Origin of the sequence: Shinella sedimenti (genome assembly GCF_022601905.1) — a bacterium.
GTDB lineage: Bacteria > Pseudomonadota > Alphaproteobacteria > Rhizobiales > Rhizobiaceae > Shinella > Shinella sedimenti.
Window position 1 is genome coordinate 232,795 of sequence record NZ_JAKVIN010000008.1, and the last position, 17,890, is coordinate 250,684.

17 protein-coding genes are annotated in these 17,890 nt (G+C 63.1%); 8 read left to right on the plus strand and 9 right to left on the minus strand.

Annotation, left to right across the window (positions count from 1 at the left end; all coding sequences use genetic code 11):
• Window position 1: 1 nt before the first annotated feature.
• On the minus strand, window positions 2–1,534 hold the full coding sequence (locus MKI86_RS19140) for a sugar ABC transporter ATP-binding protein (RefSeq protein ID WP_241604281.1): 1,533 nt from the start codon (window positions 1,532–1,534) through the stop codon (window positions 2–4).
• A gap of 113 nt (window positions 1,535–1,647) precedes the next feature.
• The gene (locus MKI86_RS19145) at window positions 1,648–2,619 is read right to left on the minus strand and encodes a substrate-binding domain-containing protein (RefSeq protein ID WP_241604283.1); all 972 of its coding nucleotides are present in this window, start codon (window positions 2,617–2,619) and stop codon (window positions 1,648–1,650) included.
• Window positions 2,620–2,888: 269 nt separating this feature from the next.
• On the opposite strand from MKI86_RS19145, the gene MKI86_RS19150 reads away from it, so the two are divergent.
• The 8 genes from MKI86_RS19150 to MKI86_RS19185 all read left to right on the plus strand — a co-directional run bounded on the left by MKI86_RS19150 (window position 2,889) and on the right by MKI86_RS19185 (window position 10,446).
• Complete coding sequence (locus MKI86_RS19150; protein WP_241604285.1) at window positions 2,889–3,680, plus strand: FadR/GntR family transcriptional regulator; 792 nt, start codon at window positions 2,889–2,891, stop codon at window positions 3,678–3,680.
• Between the two features lie 161 nt (window positions 3,681–3,841).
• A complete protein-coding gene (locus MKI86_RS19155; protein WP_241604286.1) occupies window positions 3,842–4,588 on the plus strand; it encodes a GntR family transcriptional regulator in 747 nt (248 codons plus the stop codon).
• 70 nt (window positions 4,589–4,658) lie between these two features.
• Window positions 4,659–5,345: an N-acetylmannosamine-6-phosphate 2-epimerase gene (locus tag MKI86_RS19160; RefSeq protein ID WP_241604288.1), complete on the plus strand. Its 687-nt coding sequence runs from the start codon at window positions 4,659–4,661 to the stop codon at window positions 5,343–5,345.
• A 4-nt stretch (window positions 5,346–5,349) separates the two neighbouring features.
• Window positions 5,350–6,204: an ROK family protein gene (locus MKI86_RS19165; RefSeq protein ID WP_241604291.1), complete on the plus strand. Its 855-nt coding sequence runs from the start codon at window positions 5,350–5,352 to the stop codon at window positions 6,202–6,204.
• Between the two features lie 19 nt (window positions 6,205–6,223).
• Complete coding sequence (locus MKI86_RS19170; RefSeq protein ID WP_241604293.1) at window positions 6,224–7,552, plus strand: extracellular solute-binding protein; 1,329 nt, start codon at window positions 6,224–6,226, stop codon at window positions 7,550–7,552.
• A 101-nt stretch (window positions 7,553–7,653) separates the two neighbouring features.
• Entirely contained in the window at window positions 7,654–8,541 is an 888-nt protein-coding gene (locus MKI86_RS19175; protein ID WP_241604295.1) for a carbohydrate ABC transporter permease, read from the plus strand.
• Window positions 8,538–9,359, plus strand: a complete 822-nt coding sequence (locus MKI86_RS19180; RefSeq protein WP_241604297.1) for a carbohydrate ABC transporter permease — start codon at window positions 8,538–8,540, stop codon at window positions 9,357–9,359. Before MKI86_RS19175 ends, MKI86_RS19180 begins: the two co-directional genes overlap by 4 nt.
• Window positions 9,360–9,381: 22 nt before the next feature.
• Window positions 9,382–10,446: an ABC transporter ATP-binding protein gene (locus tag MKI86_RS19185; RefSeq protein WP_241604299.1), complete on the plus strand. Its 1,065-nt coding sequence runs from the start codon at window positions 9,382–9,384 to the stop codon at window positions 10,444–10,446.
• Window positions 10,447–10,455: 9 nt separating this feature from the next.
• Here the strand turns inward: MKI86_RS19185 and MKI86_RS19190 are convergent, their stop codons facing one another.
• The 7 genes from MKI86_RS19190 to MKI86_RS19220 form a co-directional block, all read right to left on the minus strand.
• Window positions 10,456–11,394 (minus strand): cyclase family protein, encoded by a 939-nt coding sequence (locus MKI86_RS19190; RefSeq protein ID WP_241604301.1) that lies wholly within the window; start codon window positions 11,392–11,394, stop codon window positions 10,456–10,458.
• A 10-nt stretch (window positions 11,395–11,404) separates the two neighbouring features.
• Window positions 11,405–12,367 (minus strand): ABC transporter permease, encoded by a 963-nt coding sequence (locus MKI86_RS19195; RefSeq protein ID WP_241604303.1) that lies wholly within the window; start codon window positions 12,365–12,367, stop codon window positions 11,405–11,407.
• Window position 12,368: 1 nt separating this feature from the next.
• Complete coding sequence (locus tag MKI86_RS19200) at window positions 12,369–13,325, minus strand: ABC transporter permease (RefSeq protein WP_241604305.1); 957 nt, start codon at window positions 13,323–13,325, stop codon at window positions 12,369–12,371.
• A 23-nt stretch (window positions 13,326–13,348) separates the two neighbouring features.
• A complete protein-coding gene (locus tag MKI86_RS19205; protein ID WP_241604307.1) occupies window positions 13,349–14,833 on the minus strand; it encodes a sugar ABC transporter ATP-binding protein in 1,485 nt (494 codons plus the stop codon).
• Window positions 14,834–14,884: 51 nt separating this feature from the next.
• A complete protein-coding gene (locus tag MKI86_RS19210) occupies window positions 14,885–15,937 on the minus strand; it encodes a sugar ABC transporter substrate-binding protein (RefSeq protein WP_241604309.1) in 1,053 nt (350 codons plus the stop codon).
• 111 nt (window positions 15,938–16,048) lie between these two features.
• On the minus strand, window positions 16,049–16,930 hold the full coding sequence (locus MKI86_RS19215) for a shikimate dehydrogenase (RefSeq protein ID WP_241604311.1): 882 nt from the start codon (window positions 16,928–16,930) through the stop codon (window positions 16,049–16,051).
• Window positions 16,931–17,127: 197 nt separating this feature from the next.
• Entirely contained in the window at window positions 17,128–17,769 is a 642-nt protein-coding gene (locus MKI86_RS19220) for a TetR/AcrR family transcriptional regulator (protein ID WP_370880019.1), read from the minus strand.
• Window positions 17,770–17,890: the final 121 nt, after the last annotated feature.

The following is a 17,890-nucleotide window of genomic DNA, read 5'->3' on the forward strand; positions in this document are numbered from 1 at the left end:
ATCAATGACCGGCGATGCAGGCCGCCATCACGGCATCCTGATCGATATTGGGGGATTTGAATTCTTCCATCAGCCTGCCTTCGCGCAGCAGGAGCACGCGGTCGCAGACGAGTGGCAGTTCCTCGATTTCGCTGGAGACGAAGATGACGCTGCGGCCCTCCGCGGCAAGCTGCCGGATGATGGCGTAGATCTGTGCCTTCGCCTCGACATCGACGCCGCGGGTCGGCTCGTCCAGCAGGAGCACGCGGCTGCCGGCATGAACCCAGCGGCCGATGACGACCTTCTGCTGATTGCCGCCTGACAGCGTGCCGATCGGCGTATCCGTCGCCGCCGTCTTCACGTGAAGCCGTGCGATGACATCCCGGGTCGCCTCGGCGATCCGCCGGGCCGAAAGGATTCCGCGCCGGCTGACCGCCGCAAAATCCGTCGCCACGGTGTTTTCGTCGACACCGAGGAGTGGCACGATGCCCTCCTCCTTGCGGCTTTCGGGCGTGTAGCCGAAGCCGCGGTCGAGCATGGCCCGATATCCAGGGCGCCTTATATCGATACCGTCGACGCAGATTGTTCCGCTGTCATACGCGCGGACGCCCATGATGGCCTGAAGCAGCTCCGTGCGGCCGGCGCCAAGCAGGCCTGCAATGCCCAGAACTTCCCCCTGGCGCAGTTGGAACGAGACGGAAGCGAGCTTTGGCGCCAGAGCAAGACCGGAGATATCGAGGACCACCTTGTCGCGCGCTTTCGTCTCGACAGCCGCCGCTTGGGCCGCCTCGGAGCCGAGCATGACGCGGACGATCTCACGCGTATCGGCACCGGCGACATCGACCGTGTCGATGATGCGGCCATCGCGCATGATGGTCGCGGAGCGGGCAATCTGGCGAATTTCGTTCATGCGGTGGCTGATATAGATGACTGCGATCCCGTCTGCGGCAATACGTTTGACGGCCGCCATCACCTTCTCGGCTTCCGCCGCAGCAAGCGAGCTCGTGGGCTCGTCCAGGATCACGAGTTTCGGCTTGCCGAGCAGCACGCGGGCGATCTCGACGAGCTGGCGCTCCGCCGGGCTTAGACCGGCGACGGGATCGGATGGGGGCATGTCGAGGCCGAGCCTTTGCATGGCATCGCGTGCCTCAGCCTCCATGCCGGTATAATCGATAACGCCGGCACGCCGCGGCCAACGGCCGAGAAAGAGATTTTCGGCAATCGACATGCCGGGAACGAGGCTGAGTTCCTGATAGACGACGCGGACGCCTCGGACAAAAGCCTCCTGCGCGCGCGCAGAACCGCTTCCGGTCAGCGCGACGCCGTCGATGCTGACGGTGCCGCTGTCGGGCACCTCGGCGCCGGTCAGCATGCGGATCAGCGTGGATTTGCCGGCACCGTTCTTGCCAAGCAGTGCGCGCACCTCGCCGGGAGCGACCCGGAAGGAGGCATTGTCGAGCGCCAGAACGCCGGGATAGCGCTTCGTACAACCCTCGAGCGCGGCTATGGCGCCGCCGACCGGGTCGCTTTGACGCGCATTTGCGGATTGGATCATGACGGGCCCGCCTGAAGTCCTTGGATTAAAACGAATGCTCCAGCCCGGCGGGAACCGTGGAGGATACCCGCCGGGCTGGTCGCGACGGCCACAAAGGGCCGTCGCCCGGGAGATCACGGAATGCCGTCGGCGTGCGCCTCAAGCCAGCCCTTGCCGTCTTCCGCACTCTTATAGAGGTCGATGTCGTAGGCGACATTGATATCGGCCGGTGGTTTGCCGTCGATGGAATTGATTGCCTGCGTCAGCGCGAGCTTACCGAGGCCCTGGCCCGAGATGTCGACCACCGCCTTGATGACGCTGAAGTCGGCGAGCTCCTGAGCAATTTCCGTCGTCATGTCGCCGCCGAAGACCACGGTCTTGCCGACGCGGCCCTGGCTCTTGACGGCGCGGGCCGCACCAAGGGTTGCGCCGCCCGCCTCACCGAAGAAAGCATCGAGATCCGGATGCGACGAGAGCATGGTGCTGGCTACCGATACCGCCTTGTCGAGGGTAGCACCCTCCTGGTTATCGACGATCTTGGCGTTCGGCACCTTGGCGAACAGCGCCTCCTCGAAACCCTTGCGGCGGGTGACGCACACTTCGACGAACTCGCAGTTGAGCACCGCGATGGTCGGCGCGTCCTTCTTTTCCGCGAGGAAATAGTCGGCGGCCGCGTCGCCCAGCTTGTGGCCGAACTGATAAGGGTCACCCACCGCGTAGGCGGAGACATAGTCCTTCATGTCGTTTTCGCTAAGGCAGGTATTGTAGCAGACGACCGGAATGCCGGCGTCATGGGCGCGGCGGATCGCCCGGAACGAACCGTCGGCGGAGACCGGCGAGACGATGATGGCCTGCACGCCTGCGGAAATCAGCGAGTCGATGAAGGACGATTCCTTGCTGACATCGCCTTGCGCATTGGTTTCGATGACCTCGAGCTTGCGGCCGGCATCCTTAGCGCCATCCTGGATGCCCTTTCGTACGCCGGCATAGAAGCCCTGCGCATCCATATAGATGGCGCCGACCTTGAGATCCTTGTCCTGCGCGAACGCGGTCGATGCAGCAAGAGCGGCAAGGGTCGCCAGCGCGGCTTTGGCGATGAATTTCATATGATCCTCCCACAAAACGATGGTGTGCGCCGATGGTCCGCCGTTGGCGAGCCGTCGCGATGCCAGCGCACCCTAAACTTCATCATATTAATGTCAATATAAATACGATTTATTTTTTTATAAACGCCCTGCACGCGCTTCTTCACTGGATACAGCGCGGAAAACACGTTAGAAGCGGCGGAATATATAATACTTAGTGCAACCGGACGTCCTGCGTAACCTTCCTCAAAAGGCGCCGAAGCTGCATGCGGGGGCATAGGAGAAGCAGTGTGGCGGCAACACCCGTGGCACGGAACCTGACGCAGAACGGAGATCCGATTGCCGAGCGGGGCAAGCGCAGTGTCCGCGAAGCGCTTTTGCGACAGATCGTCGAGAAGATCGTTTCTGGAGAGATGGCGGAAGGCTCGACCCTGCCGAATGAGGCCGAGCTCACGGAGCAGTTCGGCGTCAGTCGCACCAGCCTGCGCGAGGCCATGCAATATATGTCGGCCCTTGGCATGGTGCGGTCCCGCACCCGCGCCGGAACGACCGTACTGCCGCGGGAGAACTGGAACTATCTGGATCCGCTCCTTCTCGACGTCATGTTGAGCATTGGTGCGGACGAAACGTTCTATACGTCCCTGATCGACGCGCGCCAGTTGCTCGAGCCCGCAGCAGCGGCACATGCAGCGGCCAATGCAAGCGCCCGCGAACTGTCGCAGATCGCCAGGGCCTTCGAGGACATGGTGGAGGCCAATTCGCGCGACAACGAGGAATGGAGCCGCGCCGACCTCGATTTTCACACCGCCATCATCAATGCCAGCGGCAACTGGGTCTACCGCCAGTTTGCCACGGCCATACGCGCCGCCCTGCTCGCGAGCTTTCGTCTCACCAACCGCGCGAGCCAATCGCACGAGCAGGCAATCCTCAAGCACCAGGACGTCCTGGAAGCCATCCGTATGCGCCGACCAGACGCGGCACGCCACGCCATGGAACAATTGATCGGCGTGGCAAGAAGCGAAATCACCGACGCGCTCAGAAAATCGCGCGGCCGTGAATGGCCTTCGAAGGATGAGACGTAGATCACGGCCATCCGACGAACGTGATCCTCGTCAGGCGGGTCACTTTGCCAAATGCCGGCCCAGCCAGGCCCGCAGCACGCGAAATCCGTTGCAAAAAATCAATACCAGTTTAACATCAGAAAAAAAATGTGGTGAGGAATCGCCTTCAAGGCACGCTTTTCATGACTGACCGACCGATCCTCGACTTCCTTGCCAATGAGCTGGCGGCTGCCAGCCGCGAACCCCTTTATCGGCAGCTGGAAAATTCCCTCAAGCAGGCGATTACTTCCGCGCAGATCAAGCGTGGCGGGGTTATCCCGAGCGAGCGGGTGCTCAGCCAGGAACTCGGCCTGTCGCGAGTCACCGTACGCAAGGCGATCGACGGGCTCGTATCGGATGGCGTGCTTGATCGACGCCACGGCGCAAAAACCATCGTCTCCTCCCGCTTGGAAAAATCGCTGGCGACGATGACCAGCTTTTCCGAGGATATGCGCTCACGCGGCCTCGAGCCCGGATGCACATGGATTTCCCGTGAAATTTCGCGGCCTTCTCCGGCGGAAATGATGGCACTGGGCATTTCGGGAAGTGAAAAGGTGGTGCGGCTGCGCCGCCTGCGAACCGCGGACGGACAACCGATCGCCATAGAGATGGCCACCCTACCCGCGCGCTTCGTTCCCGAGCCACAGGCCATAGGAGACTCACTCTACGAATATCTGGAGGCGGCAGGGGCCCTGCCCGTGCGCGCGCTGCAACGCATGCAGGCAAAGCCCGGCACCGACGAGGAACGACGGCTTCTCGCCGCCCCTGACGATGCCTCACTCCTTATCATGGAGCGCCGCTGCTTTCTGGCGGACGGCCAGATCGTGGAGTTCACGCAGACCAAATATCGCGGCGATGTCTACGATTTCGTCATCGAACTGATGCGATAATACCAGTTTAAATCCTGTTGCCATCTGGTCTTGTTTTGCTACGATCCCGGCAATGACAGGAGATTGCCTCGTGCCACTTGATTTCAAATCCCTCGACAAGGGTCTGATCGTATCCTGCCAGCCCGTGAAGGGCGGCGCCATGGACCGGGCCGATATGGTCGTCGGCTTCGCGCTGGCCGCGCTCGATGGGGGTGCAGCGGCATTGCGCATCGAATCGGCGGAATATGTTGCCGCCGTCCGCGCGGCCACCGATCGCCCGATCATCGGCCTGGTGAAGCGCGATCTCAACGACAGTCCCGTCCGCATCACTCCGTGGATCGAGGACGTCGATGCACTGGCCAATGCCGGCGCCGACATTATCGCTTATGATGCGACACAGCGCGTGCGCCCGATCGTGACCCGCACACTCGTCGAACGCATCCACGCCCACGGCCGTATCGCCATGGCAGACTGCTCGATCCTGGCGGATGCCGAACAGGCGCTCGCAGAGGGCGCCGATGTGGTGGGGTCAACGCTTGCGGGCTATACCGGCCCGGTCGAACCCACCGAACCCGATCTCGCCCTCGTTGCCGCCATGCGCCGCCTGACGCCGCATGTCGTCGCGGAAGGCAACATCCGCACGCCAGTACAAGCGCAGCAGGCACTGCTCGCCGGCGCCGCCATGGTCGTCGTCGGCTCGGCCATCACGCGGCCGGAATATGTCACGTCCTGGTTCCGCTCGGCGCTCGACACAGCGCTCGCCGGACAGGAGGTCTGACTCCATGGCGCGCTCCGACACGACCCTCGCCCTTGATATCGGCGGCACCAAGATGCTCGCCGCGCTGGTGCGGGGGAATGTCGTGCGCGAAACCCACACCATGGCCACCCCGCGCAATGGCGACCCGGAGGCCTGGCTTTCGGCTCTCTTTGAAGCAATCGAAAGCTGGCGCGGGCTTTACGATACCGTCGGCGTCGCCGTTACCGGGATCATCGATTCGAGTCACTGGTCGCCGCTCAACCGACGGACGCTCGACATCCCGGATCGTTTTCCGCTCATCGAGACGGTCTCGCGGCTTTCGGGTGCTGCAAGCGTGTTCGCCGCCAACGATGCGCAGGCCGCCGCCTGGGGCGAATATGCCTTCGGCGCCGGCCAGGGGCATGACCTCGTCTTCCTCACCATCTCCACCGGGATTGGCGGCGGCATCGTCGTCAACGGCCGTCTGCTCGGCGGGCTCGCCGGCCATTTCGGCCAGTTCCGCAGCCTCGGCGAGGAAGGCCGCGCGCTGGAAGACAAGGTCTCCGGCCATTGGATCGCCACGGAGGCTGCCCCCCACCGGCCGGGCGCGACCGCACGCGATGTCTTCGAGGCTGCCGCAGCCGGTCATGGCTGGGCTGAGGCGATCATCCAGGCATCGGCGCGCCAGACAGCGCTTTTGTGCGGCAATATCCAGCTCGCGCTCGACCCTGTCCGCATCGTCATTGGCGGTGGCATCGGCCTTGCGCCCGGCTATCTCGAATCCGTCCGTCAGGCCCTGGGGGGCCTGCCGCCACGGCTCACCCCGCAGCTTCACCCCGCGGCACTCGCCGAAACGGCGGGCGTCGTTGGAGTAGCGGATCTCGCAAGACGTCAAAATTAACCTGAGGGAGAACCAGAACATGACCTTTGCCAGAATGAAAAAGGGCGGCCTGATCGCCGCTGCGATCGCCACCCTGCTGGCCGGCCCCGCCTTTGCGAAAGTGACCGTGCTCGGCTGGCCGGGCGGCCCGGAAGAAGCCGCATTGCGTGCCGCCGCCGACACCTACAATGCCAAGTCCGATGTGAGCGACGACAACAAGGTCGAGCTGCTGTTCTTCAACCGCGACGGCTTCTGGGACAAGCTGCAGGCCGACCTTGCCGCTGGCTCAACGGCCTTCGACGTCAACCTGCTCGCCACCTATTCCATCGGCCGTTACGCGCCTTTCATGGAGCCGGTGGAACTGTCTGGCGAAGCCAAGGAGGTCTATGGCGACCAGGTTCTCACCACCATGCAGTATGAAGGCAAGCAGTTCGGCGTGCCGACCGACCTTTCGCTGCACTTCATGTACTACCGCAAGGACCTGATCGACGCTCTGCTGAAGGACGATGCCGCCAAGGCGAAATACGCGGAAATCGCTGAAAAGCACCTTGGCAAGAAGCTTGAGCCGAAGAACCCCGACGAATGGACGTGGGACGACTATGCGGCGACCGCGCTGTATTTCACGCAGGCCGTGAACCCCGACAGCCCGACCCGCTACGGCACCGTGCTGCAGCTCAAGAACCTGCTCTTCAACATGATGGTGTTCCAGTCGCTGCCGCGCGCCTATGGCGGCAACTGGATGGATGAAGCCGGCAAGATCACGGTGGATTCGGAGGCTTACCGCAAGGGCCTCGAAACCTACAAGATGCTCTACGACGCCGGCGCGACGCCGCGTGACTCGCTTTCCTACGAGTTTGCCGAAGCCAATGCGGCCTATGCCTCGGGCCAGGTGGCGGCGATGGTGCAGTGGAACGCGGCTGCGTCCGAACTGATGTCGAAGGACAAGTCACCCACTGTCGGCGAGGTCACGGAGGCCATCGCTCCGCCGACCGGCCCCGAAGGCCGCTTCACCCATATCCACGGTCTTGGTTTCGGCCTCAACAAGAACGCCGCCAACAAGGAAGGCGCGAAGGCCTTCATTTCATGGCTGTCTTCGAAGGAGGCGGCACTCGTGTATGCCAGGAACAGCGGTGCACCCGCTCTGACACCGGAAGTCGTCAAGGACGTTGCAGCCGAGCGGCCGGACCTCGTCAAGCTCGGCGAGTTCGCCGGCAAGTACGGCTATGTCATGAACGGCGGCACCTCGGCCAAGGCGCTCTCGGTCTATGAGCTCCAGGCCAAGGAGTTTACCGGCTACTGGTCGGGCCAGCAGTCGCTCGACGACGCGCTGAAGAACACCGAAAAAGGCATGGCCGAACTGCTCAAGTAAGGCCATTACCGGCGGTGGCTCTTCGGCGGCCGCCGGTTTTATCGTGGCGATGGCGATGAGGCCATCGTCGGGTTCCGGAAAGACCGAACCAGGATCGATCGATGACAACGAAAACGCATCGCAGCCCCGCATCCGAATTCCGCCTGCTGACGATGCCGCTGGTCGTGTTCCTGCTCGTCTTCCTGGGCTTTCCGGCCATCGTCAACCTGGTCTATTCGGTTTCGTCCGTCAGCTTCGAAACGTTGCGCAGCCCCGAGATCACCGGCTTTAGCAACTTCGTTGCAGTCTGGAACGATGGCGCCTTCTGGCAAGCGAGCTGGTTTTCCTTCCGCTTCGGTCTGCTCACCGCACTACTGGAATGCGGGCTCGGCCTGTTCCTTGCGATCTTCCTGGCGCCGCTCATTGAAAGACGCAGCTGGCTGATGGCCATCCTCATGCTGCCGCTGATGGTGGCGCCTGCGCTGGTCGGCCTGATGTACCGGCTTGTGCTGCACGAATTCGCCGGCCCGGTGCCCTATTACCTGTGGACGTGGTTCGGCGCGAGCCTCTCCTTCCTCGGCCCCGGTTCGGCCTTCTGGACGCTGGTGACCGTCGAGACGCTGCAGTGGACCCCCTTCGCGTTCCTCCTGTTCTACATGGCCTATCAGGCAATCCCCAGAGAGATCATCGAGGCTTCGGCGATGGATGGTGCACGCTACCGCCACCGGCTCTGGTATATCGAGCTGCCGCTGATGGCGCCGACCATCGTGGTGGCCCTGCTCATCCGCTTCATCGATGGCTTCCGCGTGTTCGACAATGTCTATGTCCTGACCGGCAGCGGTCCCGGCGGGTCCACCGCCTCGCTCTCCATCTATATCTATGAGGCCTTCTTCAAGCAGGGCGCTATCGGCAAGGCCGTCGCCGCATCCGTCGTTCTGTTCATCGCCTCGTTTATCGTGCTTTACGGCCTCAACACCGTCGCCGCCCGCCGCAAAGGAGTTGCCCGATGATCAACATCCTGCGCTGGATCGTCTTTGCCATCGCCGCCATCGCGATGAACTTCCCGATCATCGTGACCCTCGTCACCTCCTTTAAGAGCCCACGCGAACTCACGTCCAATCCGGGGCTCTGGGTTCAGGCGCCGACGCTTGAGAACTATGCGACTGTTTTCACCGTTTCCGACCGGCTGAACATCTTCCTCTATCTCGTCAACAGCCTTGCCGTTGCCGCTCTCGGTACGCTGCTTGCCGTGGCGCTGGCGCTTCCTGCCGCCTACGCCATCGCGCGCAGCAAGGTCGGTGAACGCACGCTGCTGCCGCTCATCGTCAACCTGCGTGCCGTACCGCTCGTCATTTTCGCCATCCCGCTTTACATGATGTTCCAGTGGCTCTCGCTGCTCGATACGAGGCTCGGCCTCGGCCTCATCCTTACCATCGTCAACCTGCCGCTCGCCCTGGTCATCCTCGTCAACGCCATCAGAGACCTGCCGGGTGAACTCGATGAGGCTGCCTTGATGGACGGCGCGACGCGCACGCAGATCCTTTTGCGGGTCATCGCCCCGCTCTGCCGCCCGGCCATTGTGACAGGCGTGATTTTCGGCTTCATCACGGCCTGGAACGAGTTCCTCTTCGGCCTGATGCTGACGACATCCAAGGCTGTGCCGATCACCGTCGGCGCCTCGTTTTTCTTCGCCGCCAGCGGCGGCGGCGTGCAGTGGGGCGTCGCCTCGGCCGTCATGATCGTGGGCGCCCTGCCGCCCATGCTGCTCGGTCTTCTCATGTATCGCCAGATCAGCGGCTCGATGACGGCGGGCGCGGTCAAGGGCTGAAACAGGTTCCCCGGAGGTTCAAATGGGTACGATTCTGCTGGAAAAGGCCGGAAAGCGCTATGGTGGCGTTGAGATCATGCGCGATCTCGACCTCGCCATCGCCGACGGGGAATTCGTCGTCATCGTCGGCCCGTCGGGCTGCGGCAAGTCCACGTTGCTGCGCATGATCGCCGGCATTGAGGAAACCACTTCCGGCAGAATCCTCATCGACGGCCGCGACGTGACGAAGGCACCGCCAGTGGAACGCGAACTGGCCATGGTATTCCAGTCCTATGCGCTCTATCCGCACATGACGGTGCGCCAGAACATGGGCTTCGGCCTCAAGCTCGCCAAGCTGCCCGCCGCGACCATCAGGGCCAAGGTGGACGAGGCCGCCGAGGCGCTGAAGCTTACGCCCCTGCTCGACCGCTATCCCAGGCAGCTTTCCGGTGGCCAGCGCCAGCGCGTTGCCATCGGCCGCGCCATTGTACGCCAGCCCACCGCATTCCTGTTCGACGAGCCGCTCTCCAACCTCGACGCGGCCTTGCGCGTCGATATGCGGCTTGAGATCGCAAGACTTCACCGCACGTTGGGCGCAACCATGGTCTATGTCACCCATGACCAGGTGGAGGCGATGACGCTCGCCGACCGCATCGTCGTGCTGAAGGACGGGCACATCATGCAGCATGGCAGCCCGCACGAACTCTACGAGCGGCCGGCCAATCTCTTCGTCGCGCAATTCATCGGCAGCCCCAAGATGAACGTGCTCGACTGCAAACCTGCAGGCGATGGCACGCTCGATCTTGCCGGTGAAGGCCGGATCGACCTTGCCTTCTCGGGCGCGCCGACCCGCCTCGGTGCACGCCCGGAACACCTTCAGCTCGTTTCACCCGAAGCCGGGCATTGCCGGGGCACGGTCGAGGTCGCCGAATATCTCGGCGCAAGCACCAGCGTCTTCGTGCGCAACGACCGCCTCGGACTGGTCAACATCAACGCACCCGCCGATACGCCCGTGCGCATCGGCGAAACCGTCGGCATCGCCATTGATGTCGACCGTGCGTCGCTCTTCGGAGCGGACGGCTCAAGCCTTGAAAGACGCGCAGGTTAGGTGGACGCTCTACAGGATCGCGAAGGGCGTTCCGGGTGAGCCGGTTGCGCCCTCGATGGCGAGCGGCGCGAAGCCGTAGACGAACTCATAGCGCCCGGTCTCGGCGATCGGGTCGAGGTTCATGCCCTCATGGAGATAAATCCCGTGCCGCATGATGAGATGCTGGTGGCACGGCAGCACGATGTCAGGATCAACCGGCGGCACCACGTCGATTGCGAAATTGTCGGCGCCGACGATGACCGGCTGGAGCGCAGACAGGTATTCCGCGGCCTCGAGCCCGAGACCGGGCTCGCCGTCATACCATGTTTCGGCCTCCGAAAAGAAACGCGAGCCGTGGCCGGTGCGGATCAGGACCACATCGCCCTGCGACAGCCAGTCGTCGGGGTTCATGCCCTGTCGCACAAGGCATTGGCGCAGATGGTCCGGCGTGATCACGAAGCCGTTTTCGAGAGGCCGACCGAAAAGCCCCTGCACATCGAGCAGGACCGCCCGGGTGAAAAAGATCGGCGCCTTCTCGATCCCGAGCTTCTTCAGGCCGTAGGGCGACCAGATCTCGGAGAGCTTGTTGCCGTTATAGACCAGCGTATCGCAGTGGCCACACGGGTAGGTCACCTGGTGGCCGAGATGGCCGAGTGCATCCATATGGGTGCCGATCTGGCCGATTTCCGTGCAGATGAAATCGTCGTTCCATATGGTGCGGCTGACTGCGCCTTCCGGGCCGCCGGTCGGACCACCCGGCATTTTGAGCCCGAACGTGCGGCCGGGCGAAAGCGGCATGCCGACGCGGTAGGGAAAGCCGAGGGAGACGGTCTCGCCGGTGCGGATCAGGTCCCGCGCCTGCAGCACCTTGTGCGGCCCGAGCAAGTTGCCGGCGCCGCGCTCGTCGTTGGCGCCCCAGCGAGAGGGGAACCATTCGGTCCCGAGGGCGGGATTGATCTTGTCCGTCATCGTCTCGGCCTCATGCTGTTAGGGCGCGTGCCATGCGCCTGCGCCGGGTGACGTAACCGATAGCAGCTTCGGCAATGATCACGAAGATGAGCAGCGCGCCCGTAGCAAGGCTCTGCATCCAGAACGGCGCGCCGAGCGCGGCGATGCCGCTCACGAGAAAGCGGATCGTGAAGAGGCCGATCAGCACGCCCAGAATGCTGCCGCGCCCACCGGCAAGCGCAATGCCGCCGATGAGGCAGGCGGTGACCGCTTCCAGCAGAACAGCTTCGAAACCGAGCGGGCTGGCGCTGCCGGTACGGAAGGAAAGTAGCGAACCCGCAAGGCCGGCAAGTGCGGCGGAAATGGAGAAGGCCACGACGATGGGGCGACGGATCGAAACGCCCGCCGCGCGAGCCTCGCCTCTGCCGCCGCCGATCGCGAATATCTCCCGTCCCCACAGCGTGCGGCGGCTGACGAAGTCGACCAGCAGCACAAGAACCAGAAGTGTTGCCGAGGGGATGGAGAAGACGAAGAACTTTGCCGACAGGAAATCCGTCTCGGCGATGTTTTCGAAGGGGATAAGAACGGTCTTCTCGTTCGAGACGACGAGGGTAAGGCCGCGCAAAGCGATCAGCGTGCCGATGGTGAAGACCATCGAACTGATATTGAGCTTGTAGATGCAATATCCCTGGAGCGCGCCGAGCAGGCCGCAGAAAAGAACCACGATCAGCAGCGCCGGCACCATGCCGTAAGGGAAAAGTTGGATCGACAGTATGCCGGCGAATGCCGCCATCGAACCGACGGAAAGATCCATCTCGCCCGCAATCATCGTCAGCCCCACGCCGATGGCGATGATGCCGGCCAGAACCGCGCTGTCGAGAAGAGCCGCGATACCGGGTTGGGAATAGTAGCTCGGAATGCGCGCTGCGAGGATGAGGTAGACGACGATCATGAGCCCCAGGCGGGCGAGGTTGCTTTTCGTTTCCGACGTCATCTCAGCGTCCCCGTCCCTGAAGAATATGGAAAAGACTGATGGAGGCGATCACCAGCAGGCCGACGATCGTCATGCGAACGCCGGCACTCAGGCCATGCAGCAACATGAAGTTCTGCAGGAGCGCGATCAGCACGGCGCCGAGCGCAGCCTGGAGCGGCGTTCCCTTGCCGCCGCGAAGCGCGATCCCGCCCACCAGCACGGCGGCGATATAGTCGAAGTCGTATCCCATGAAGAGATCCGCCTTGGCCTGCGAGAACTGGGATACCGTCATGATCGCCATGATCGCCACGCCGATCGACAGGGCAGCACAGGCGATGGCGGTGACGAGGCCGACGCGCAGGCCGCTTGCCACCGCAGCCTTGGGATTTGCCCCGCAGAGCACGATTTCACGACCGATCTTGAAGTGGCAGATGACGAACCAGCTGAGGAGCGCAGCGATGATGAAGGCCCAGCTCTGCGTGGGGATACCCAGCGGCCGCGCCGTGCCGAGCCAGAGCGCCGCTTCGCTTTCGATGCGCAGGATGGAGTTGCCGCTGAAAAGCGCCGCCAAGCCGCGAAAGACGGTTCCGAAGGCGAGCGTCGTGATGATTGGATTGCCGATGAGCGAGATCGCCAAGCTCTGTGCAAGCCCGCAGAGCACGGCAAGGCCCAGCGTCAGGAAAAGGCCGGCTGCGAAGCCGAAGGCGGCCGTCAGAAGCGCGAACAGCACAGCGAGCAGGGCGCCAAGCGCACTTGCCGACAGGGCGAACAGATTACCGGAAATCGTGATGTAGCTCATGCCGATCGCGACGATGCCGGTGAGAGAAGCGGCGCGGATCACCACGAAGATATTGTCGACCCGCGCGAAACCCGGTGTCGTCACGCTCGCGACCACAAGCAGAACGAGAATGGCGATAAGCCCGTAGGCCGTCTTGGGGATGGTGAATTTCGCGCGTTGCGACGCGTCCTGGCTTGTCATGGCGGTTCTCATGCTTGTGCCTGTCAGGCAGCTTCGCTGGCGCGCGTCACATCGCGCGTAAGGCTTTCGGCGGTGACATCGTCCGCATTGCAGATGCGCACCAGTTCGCCATGGAAGAAGGAGGCGATCCGGTCGGCGAGGCCAAGGACCTCCTGCGTATCGGAGGAGGCGAAGATGATCGACAGGCCTTCGTCAGCAAGCTTGCGAAGATTGTTGTAGATTTCGGAGCGTGCGCCCACGTCCACGCCGCGCGTCGGCTCCTCGACAAGGAGGATTTTCGGGTCGAGCCCGATCCATTTGCCGAGCGCAACTTTCTGCTGGTTGCCGCCGCTGAGATTGCCGGCGAGGCGGCCTAGAAAGCGCTCGCCAAGGCCGAACTGCCGCGCGATGCGTGTCACGTGCTCGCCTTCCAGCGCCGGCGACAGCAAGCCGAAGCGGCTGACGGCCGAAAGCGCGGGCGCCGACAGGTTTTCCGGTACGGAGCGGACGGCGAAGATGCCATCGCGCTTCCGGTCGTCGGAGCAATAGAGCACCTTGCGCGCAATGCTGCCTGCGATGCCGGAGGGCGCGTAGGCACTGCCCTCGAGCGTCACCGAGCCAGATTGGATGGGCGTTACGCCAGCCAGCATTCTGAGAACCGCCCCGGCACCGCTGCCGACCTGCCCGGCCAGAGCGAGGATCTCGCCTCTGCGCAGCGACAGGGAAACGGGTGCCTTGAGACCGCTTGCCCGGCATGCATCCAGGCGAAGGATTTCCTCTCCGGCATGGGAGGCCCGCGGCGGAAACATCTGGCCGAGCTGGCGACCGAGCATGGCTTCGATGAGGTCGCCGATGGACAGTCCCGCGGTTTCGACGGCGGGAAAACTCTTTCCGTTGCGCAGCACCGTGACCTTCTGGGTGAGGTCGAAGACCTCAGGCATGCGGTGCGTGACATAGATGATGGCGCAGCCTTCAGCCGCCAAGGCGCGAACTGCGGCCTTAACACGCACGATTTCAGTCTCGGAGAGGGCGGCCGTCGGCTCGTCGAGGATGGCGATGCGCGCCTTGCGCGACAGAAGGCGCGCAATTTCGACGAGCTGGCGCTCGGCCACCGAGTGTTCCTCGGCAAGCGACAGCGGATCGATATGGTCGAGGCCGACCCGCTCCAGATAGGGCTTCGCCCGACGTGCCAGTGAGGCAGCGGAGCGGAAGAAGCCGAGGGTTTCGTCACCCAGGAACACATTCTCGGCAACGCTGAGGCTTTCGACGATGGAAAGCTCCTGCGCCACATAGCCGATGCCCGCCGCCTGGGCATGGCCCGGCGAGCGGATGGAGACCGTCGCGCCATCGATTGAAATCGTCCCGCCGTCGGCGGGCTCGATGCCGGCGAGTATCTTCACGAGCGTGCTCTTGCCCGCGCCGTTTTCGCCCATCAGCGCCATGACCTCGCCCGCCTCGACGGCAAGGTCCACGTCCTCGAGCACCCGCGTCGGGCCGTAGCTCTTCACAATCCCGCTCATTCTGAGCATCGCGTTCTCCTCCCGGGAAGCGCCGCGTCACAAGACGCGGCGCTGTCTGCGTCAGAAATTGCAGAGCTCGTCTGCCGTCTTGCCCCAGAGCTTCGCTGCGTCATAGGCGGCCTGGCTGTTGGCAACCGCAGGGTTGGGCAGGAAGTTGTACTTGTAAAGCGGATCGGCGTCGGAAGGCGGCGCATCCGGCGTGCCTTCCAGGTAGCTTTCACCATCCACGACCTTGCCCTGCACGACGAATTTGCCAAGCGCCTGCATGGCCATCCAGCCTTCCCAGTAACCGGACTGGATCGCCGTACCGGCGATCTCGCCGCTCTTCACATGCTTGGAATCGCCATGGCAGGTTCCGCCGACGATGAAGATGTCCTTGCCCGGCGTCAGGCCGTTCTCGCGTGCGGCCTGCGCGGCGGCACCGGCAAGCGAGTCGTTCTGCGTATAGAGCCAGGTCAGCTCGCCCTTGCGGGCCGGGATGATCTGCGCCGCAACCTTGTAGCCCTCGTCCTCGAGGAAACCTGCCGTCGGCACGACATCGACAACGTCGAGCTTGCCCTTGACCGCATCCTCGAAACCGGTTGCGCGGTCATCGCCAGCCGAGACGCCGGCCGGGAAGCGGATGATGGCACCCTTGTCGCATTTTGCGTCGGCCTTGGCGCAGGCGTCCAACAGGATTTCGGCCGCGGTCTTGCCACTCAGGAAGTCGTTGGCGCCGGCATAGGCCGTCCAGTACGCTTCCGTGCCCTTGATGGGATACTGGTTGGAGACGATGACCGGCGCGCCGGACTGCGAGAGCGCGCGCAGCGAACCGACGCCGGCCGCATTCTCGAAGGGCCACCAGATATAGCCGGCGACCGTCTCGCCGGATGCGAGCTGCTGCTGCACCTGGCTGTCCTGTTCGGACTGGTTGAAGTTGTTCTCGATCACCTTGATGTCATAGCCAAGTTCCGCGGCCTTTTCCTTGGCACCAAGCTGGAACTGCCCGATATAGGGGTTCGTGCTGGACGGCACGAAAACCACGACCGTGCCCTTGCTGTCGGCGTAGGCGGCCGTCGCCATCAGGCCGGCGAGCATGGAAGCCGCCAGCGTCATCGAAATACGCAATTTCATAGTACCCTCCCTCGGCATAAGCCGTAGCGACCGCCTCGCGGTCCTTCCTCATCCACCTTCCTTCGCAACCGACGGAAAGTCATGTCTCCACGGGTTTCCCAACCCGTGAATTCAGATTCCCCCACCCTCTCCAAGCGATCCGAAATGCCGGATCATCCGCTCGACGTCGGGGGCAACGCCCGTGAACAACTCGAATGCGCCGACGGCCTGATAGACCGCCATGCCGCCGCCGTTGACGACACGGCAGCCACGCTGCGCGGCAGCCTGAAGCAGCGCGGTCTCAAGCGGGAAATAGACGACCTCGGCGACCCAGTGCCGTTGCTCGAGAAGATCGGGATCGATCGGCAGGCCGGGATAGCCCGCCATGCCCGTGGGCGTCGCATGGGCGAGGCCGTCGGCCTGCTGCAAGGCTTGCGCCATGTCTTCACCCGCCTCGAACCGGCAGGCGGCATGATGGGGCGCAAGCTGCGCGACGAGCCTTGCGGTGCGCTGCGGATCGATATCGAAAACCCGGATGGCCTGCGCACCGAGCGTCGCAAGCGCATGGGCTACGGCGACACCGGCACCGCCCGCACCAATCAGCACGACATCGCCGACGTTAGCCTCGGGCAGACCCCTGCGAAATCCGGACGCAAAGCCCCACCAGTCGGTATTGTGGCCGATGCGGCGACCATTGCGGAACACGATCGTATTGATCGCGCCCAACGCCTCGGCATGCTCCGACAGTTCGTCGACTTCGTGGGTCGCGGCCTGCTTGCAGGGATGGGTGATGTTCAGTCCGGCGAAACCGTCTTTCTGCGCGCGCTGAATGAGCCCGGGCAGCGCATCCGCGCCCACGCCCAGCACATCGAGATCGATGAGATCGTATCGGCACGCGATGCCGTTGCAGCGAGCTTCCTCGACATGCATGGCAGGGGTGCGCGACCGCTGGATTCCGCTTCCGATCAGGCCGGTATGCACCGTCCGGACGGCCGTTTGCGTCTGTGAAACCAATCTCCGCCCCTATGCCATTTCACGGGCATGCCGTCATGCCCGCCACCTCACTGACCAATGAAATGTACGAACTGGTTAGTGAAGTCAATCGGCAGATTCTGCTTTCCGGCCGCGAACATAAAGAAAATTCGAGATGAAGGAATGCCGCGTTTCCGGGGCCTGCACGCCTGCATCGTCTTGCAGGCAGGCATGTTCAGTCAGGATTGCAGATAGGCGAGAATCATGTCCGCGACCATCTCCCGATGCCGCGCCTTGATCTCGTCGTCCATCAGGTCGCGGCCGAAGATCGCGCCGAACGTGTGGCGGTTCGAGACGCGAAAGAAACACTGGGCGCTGATCATCTGGTGCAGATCGACCGGATCAACCTTCCGCCTGAAGGTCCCGTCCTGCTCGCCGCGCTTCAGGATATCAGAGATGAGACCGATGACCCCGGAATTCGCCACGCGCAGCACATCCGAACTCTTGAGATGCTCGGCGCGATGGATGTTTTCGATACTGACGAGCTGAACGAAATCCGGATTGGCGTCATCATGGTCGAATGTATTGGTAATCAGGCTGCGCATGGCCAGATCGGGCGCGAGATGGTTCAAATTCAGCCCGTTCTCGCGCGAGCGGATCTTGATATAGGCCCGTTCGAGAACGGCCAGATAGAGCCCTTCCTTGCTGCCGAAATAGTAATACAGCATGCGCTTGGAGGTGCGCGTCTTCTCCGCGATCGCATCCACCCGCGCGCCGGAAAAGCCGGCATCGACGAATTCCCGCGTCGCAACCTCCAGGATATTTTCGCGGGTTGCGTCCGGGTCGTTTTTTCGCGAAGGGCGGAGCTGGGCCAAAGCCAATGCCTGTATCCTCGTTGCTGATGAAGCGAACGGATGGATATCGTCACATCCGCTGGCGGGTCAACCGCAGAGCAGAAAAGATCACGCGCAGGGGCCGGCTAGAGCTAAGGGCAAGCATGTT

Bases quoted from the DNA above. Each gene is read 5' to 3' on its own strand.
- MKI86_RS19140 (WP_241604281.1), bottom strand. From the start codon at position 1,534: ATGATCCAATCCGCAAATGCGCGTCAAAGCGACCCGGTCGGCGGCGCC.
- MKI86_RS19145 (WP_241604283.1), bottom strand. From the start codon at position 2,619: ATGAAATTCATCGCCAAAGCCGCGCTGGCGACCCTTGCCGCTCTTGCT.
- MKI86_RS19155 (WP_241604286.1), top strand. From the start codon at position 3,842: ATGACTGACCGACCGATCCTCGACTTCCTTGCCAATGAGCTGGCGGCT.
- MKI86_RS19165 (WP_241604291.1), top strand. From the start codon at position 5,350: ATGGCGCGCTCCGACACGACCCTCGCCCTTGATATCGGCGGCACCAAG.
- MKI86_RS19170 (WP_241604293.1), top strand. From the start codon at position 6,224: ATGACCTTTGCCAGAATGAAAAAGGGCGGCCTGATCGCCGCTGCGATC.
- MKI86_RS19175 (WP_241604295.1), top strand. From the start codon at position 7,654: ATGACAACGAAAACGCATCGCAGCCCCGCATCCGAATTCCGCCTGCTG.
- MKI86_RS19180 (WP_241604297.1), top strand. From the start codon at position 8,538: ATGATCAACATCCTGCGCTGGATCGTCTTTGCCATCGCCGCCATCGCG.
- MKI86_RS19185 (WP_241604299.1), top strand. From the start codon at position 9,382: ATGGGTACGATTCTGCTGGAAAAGGCCGGAAAGCGCTATGGTGGCGTT.
- MKI86_RS19190 (WP_241604301.1), bottom strand. From the start codon at position 11,394: ATGACGGACAAGATCAATCCCGCCCTCGGGACCGAATGGTTCCCCTCT.
- MKI86_RS19195 (WP_241604303.1), bottom strand. From the start codon at position 12,367: ATGACGTCGGAAACGAAAAGCAACCTCGCCCGCCTGGGGCTCATGATC.
- MKI86_RS19200 (WP_241604305.1), bottom strand. From the start codon at position 13,325: ATGACAAGCCAGGACGCGTCGCAACGCGCGAAATTCACCATCCCCAAG.
- MKI86_RS19205 (WP_241604307.1), bottom strand. From the start codon at position 14,833: ATGCTCAGAATGAGCGGGATTGTGAAGAGCTACGGCCCGACGCGGGTG.
- MKI86_RS19210 (WP_241604309.1), bottom strand. From the start codon at position 15,937: ATGAAATTGCGTATTTCGATGACGCTGGCGGCTTCCATGCTCGCCGGC.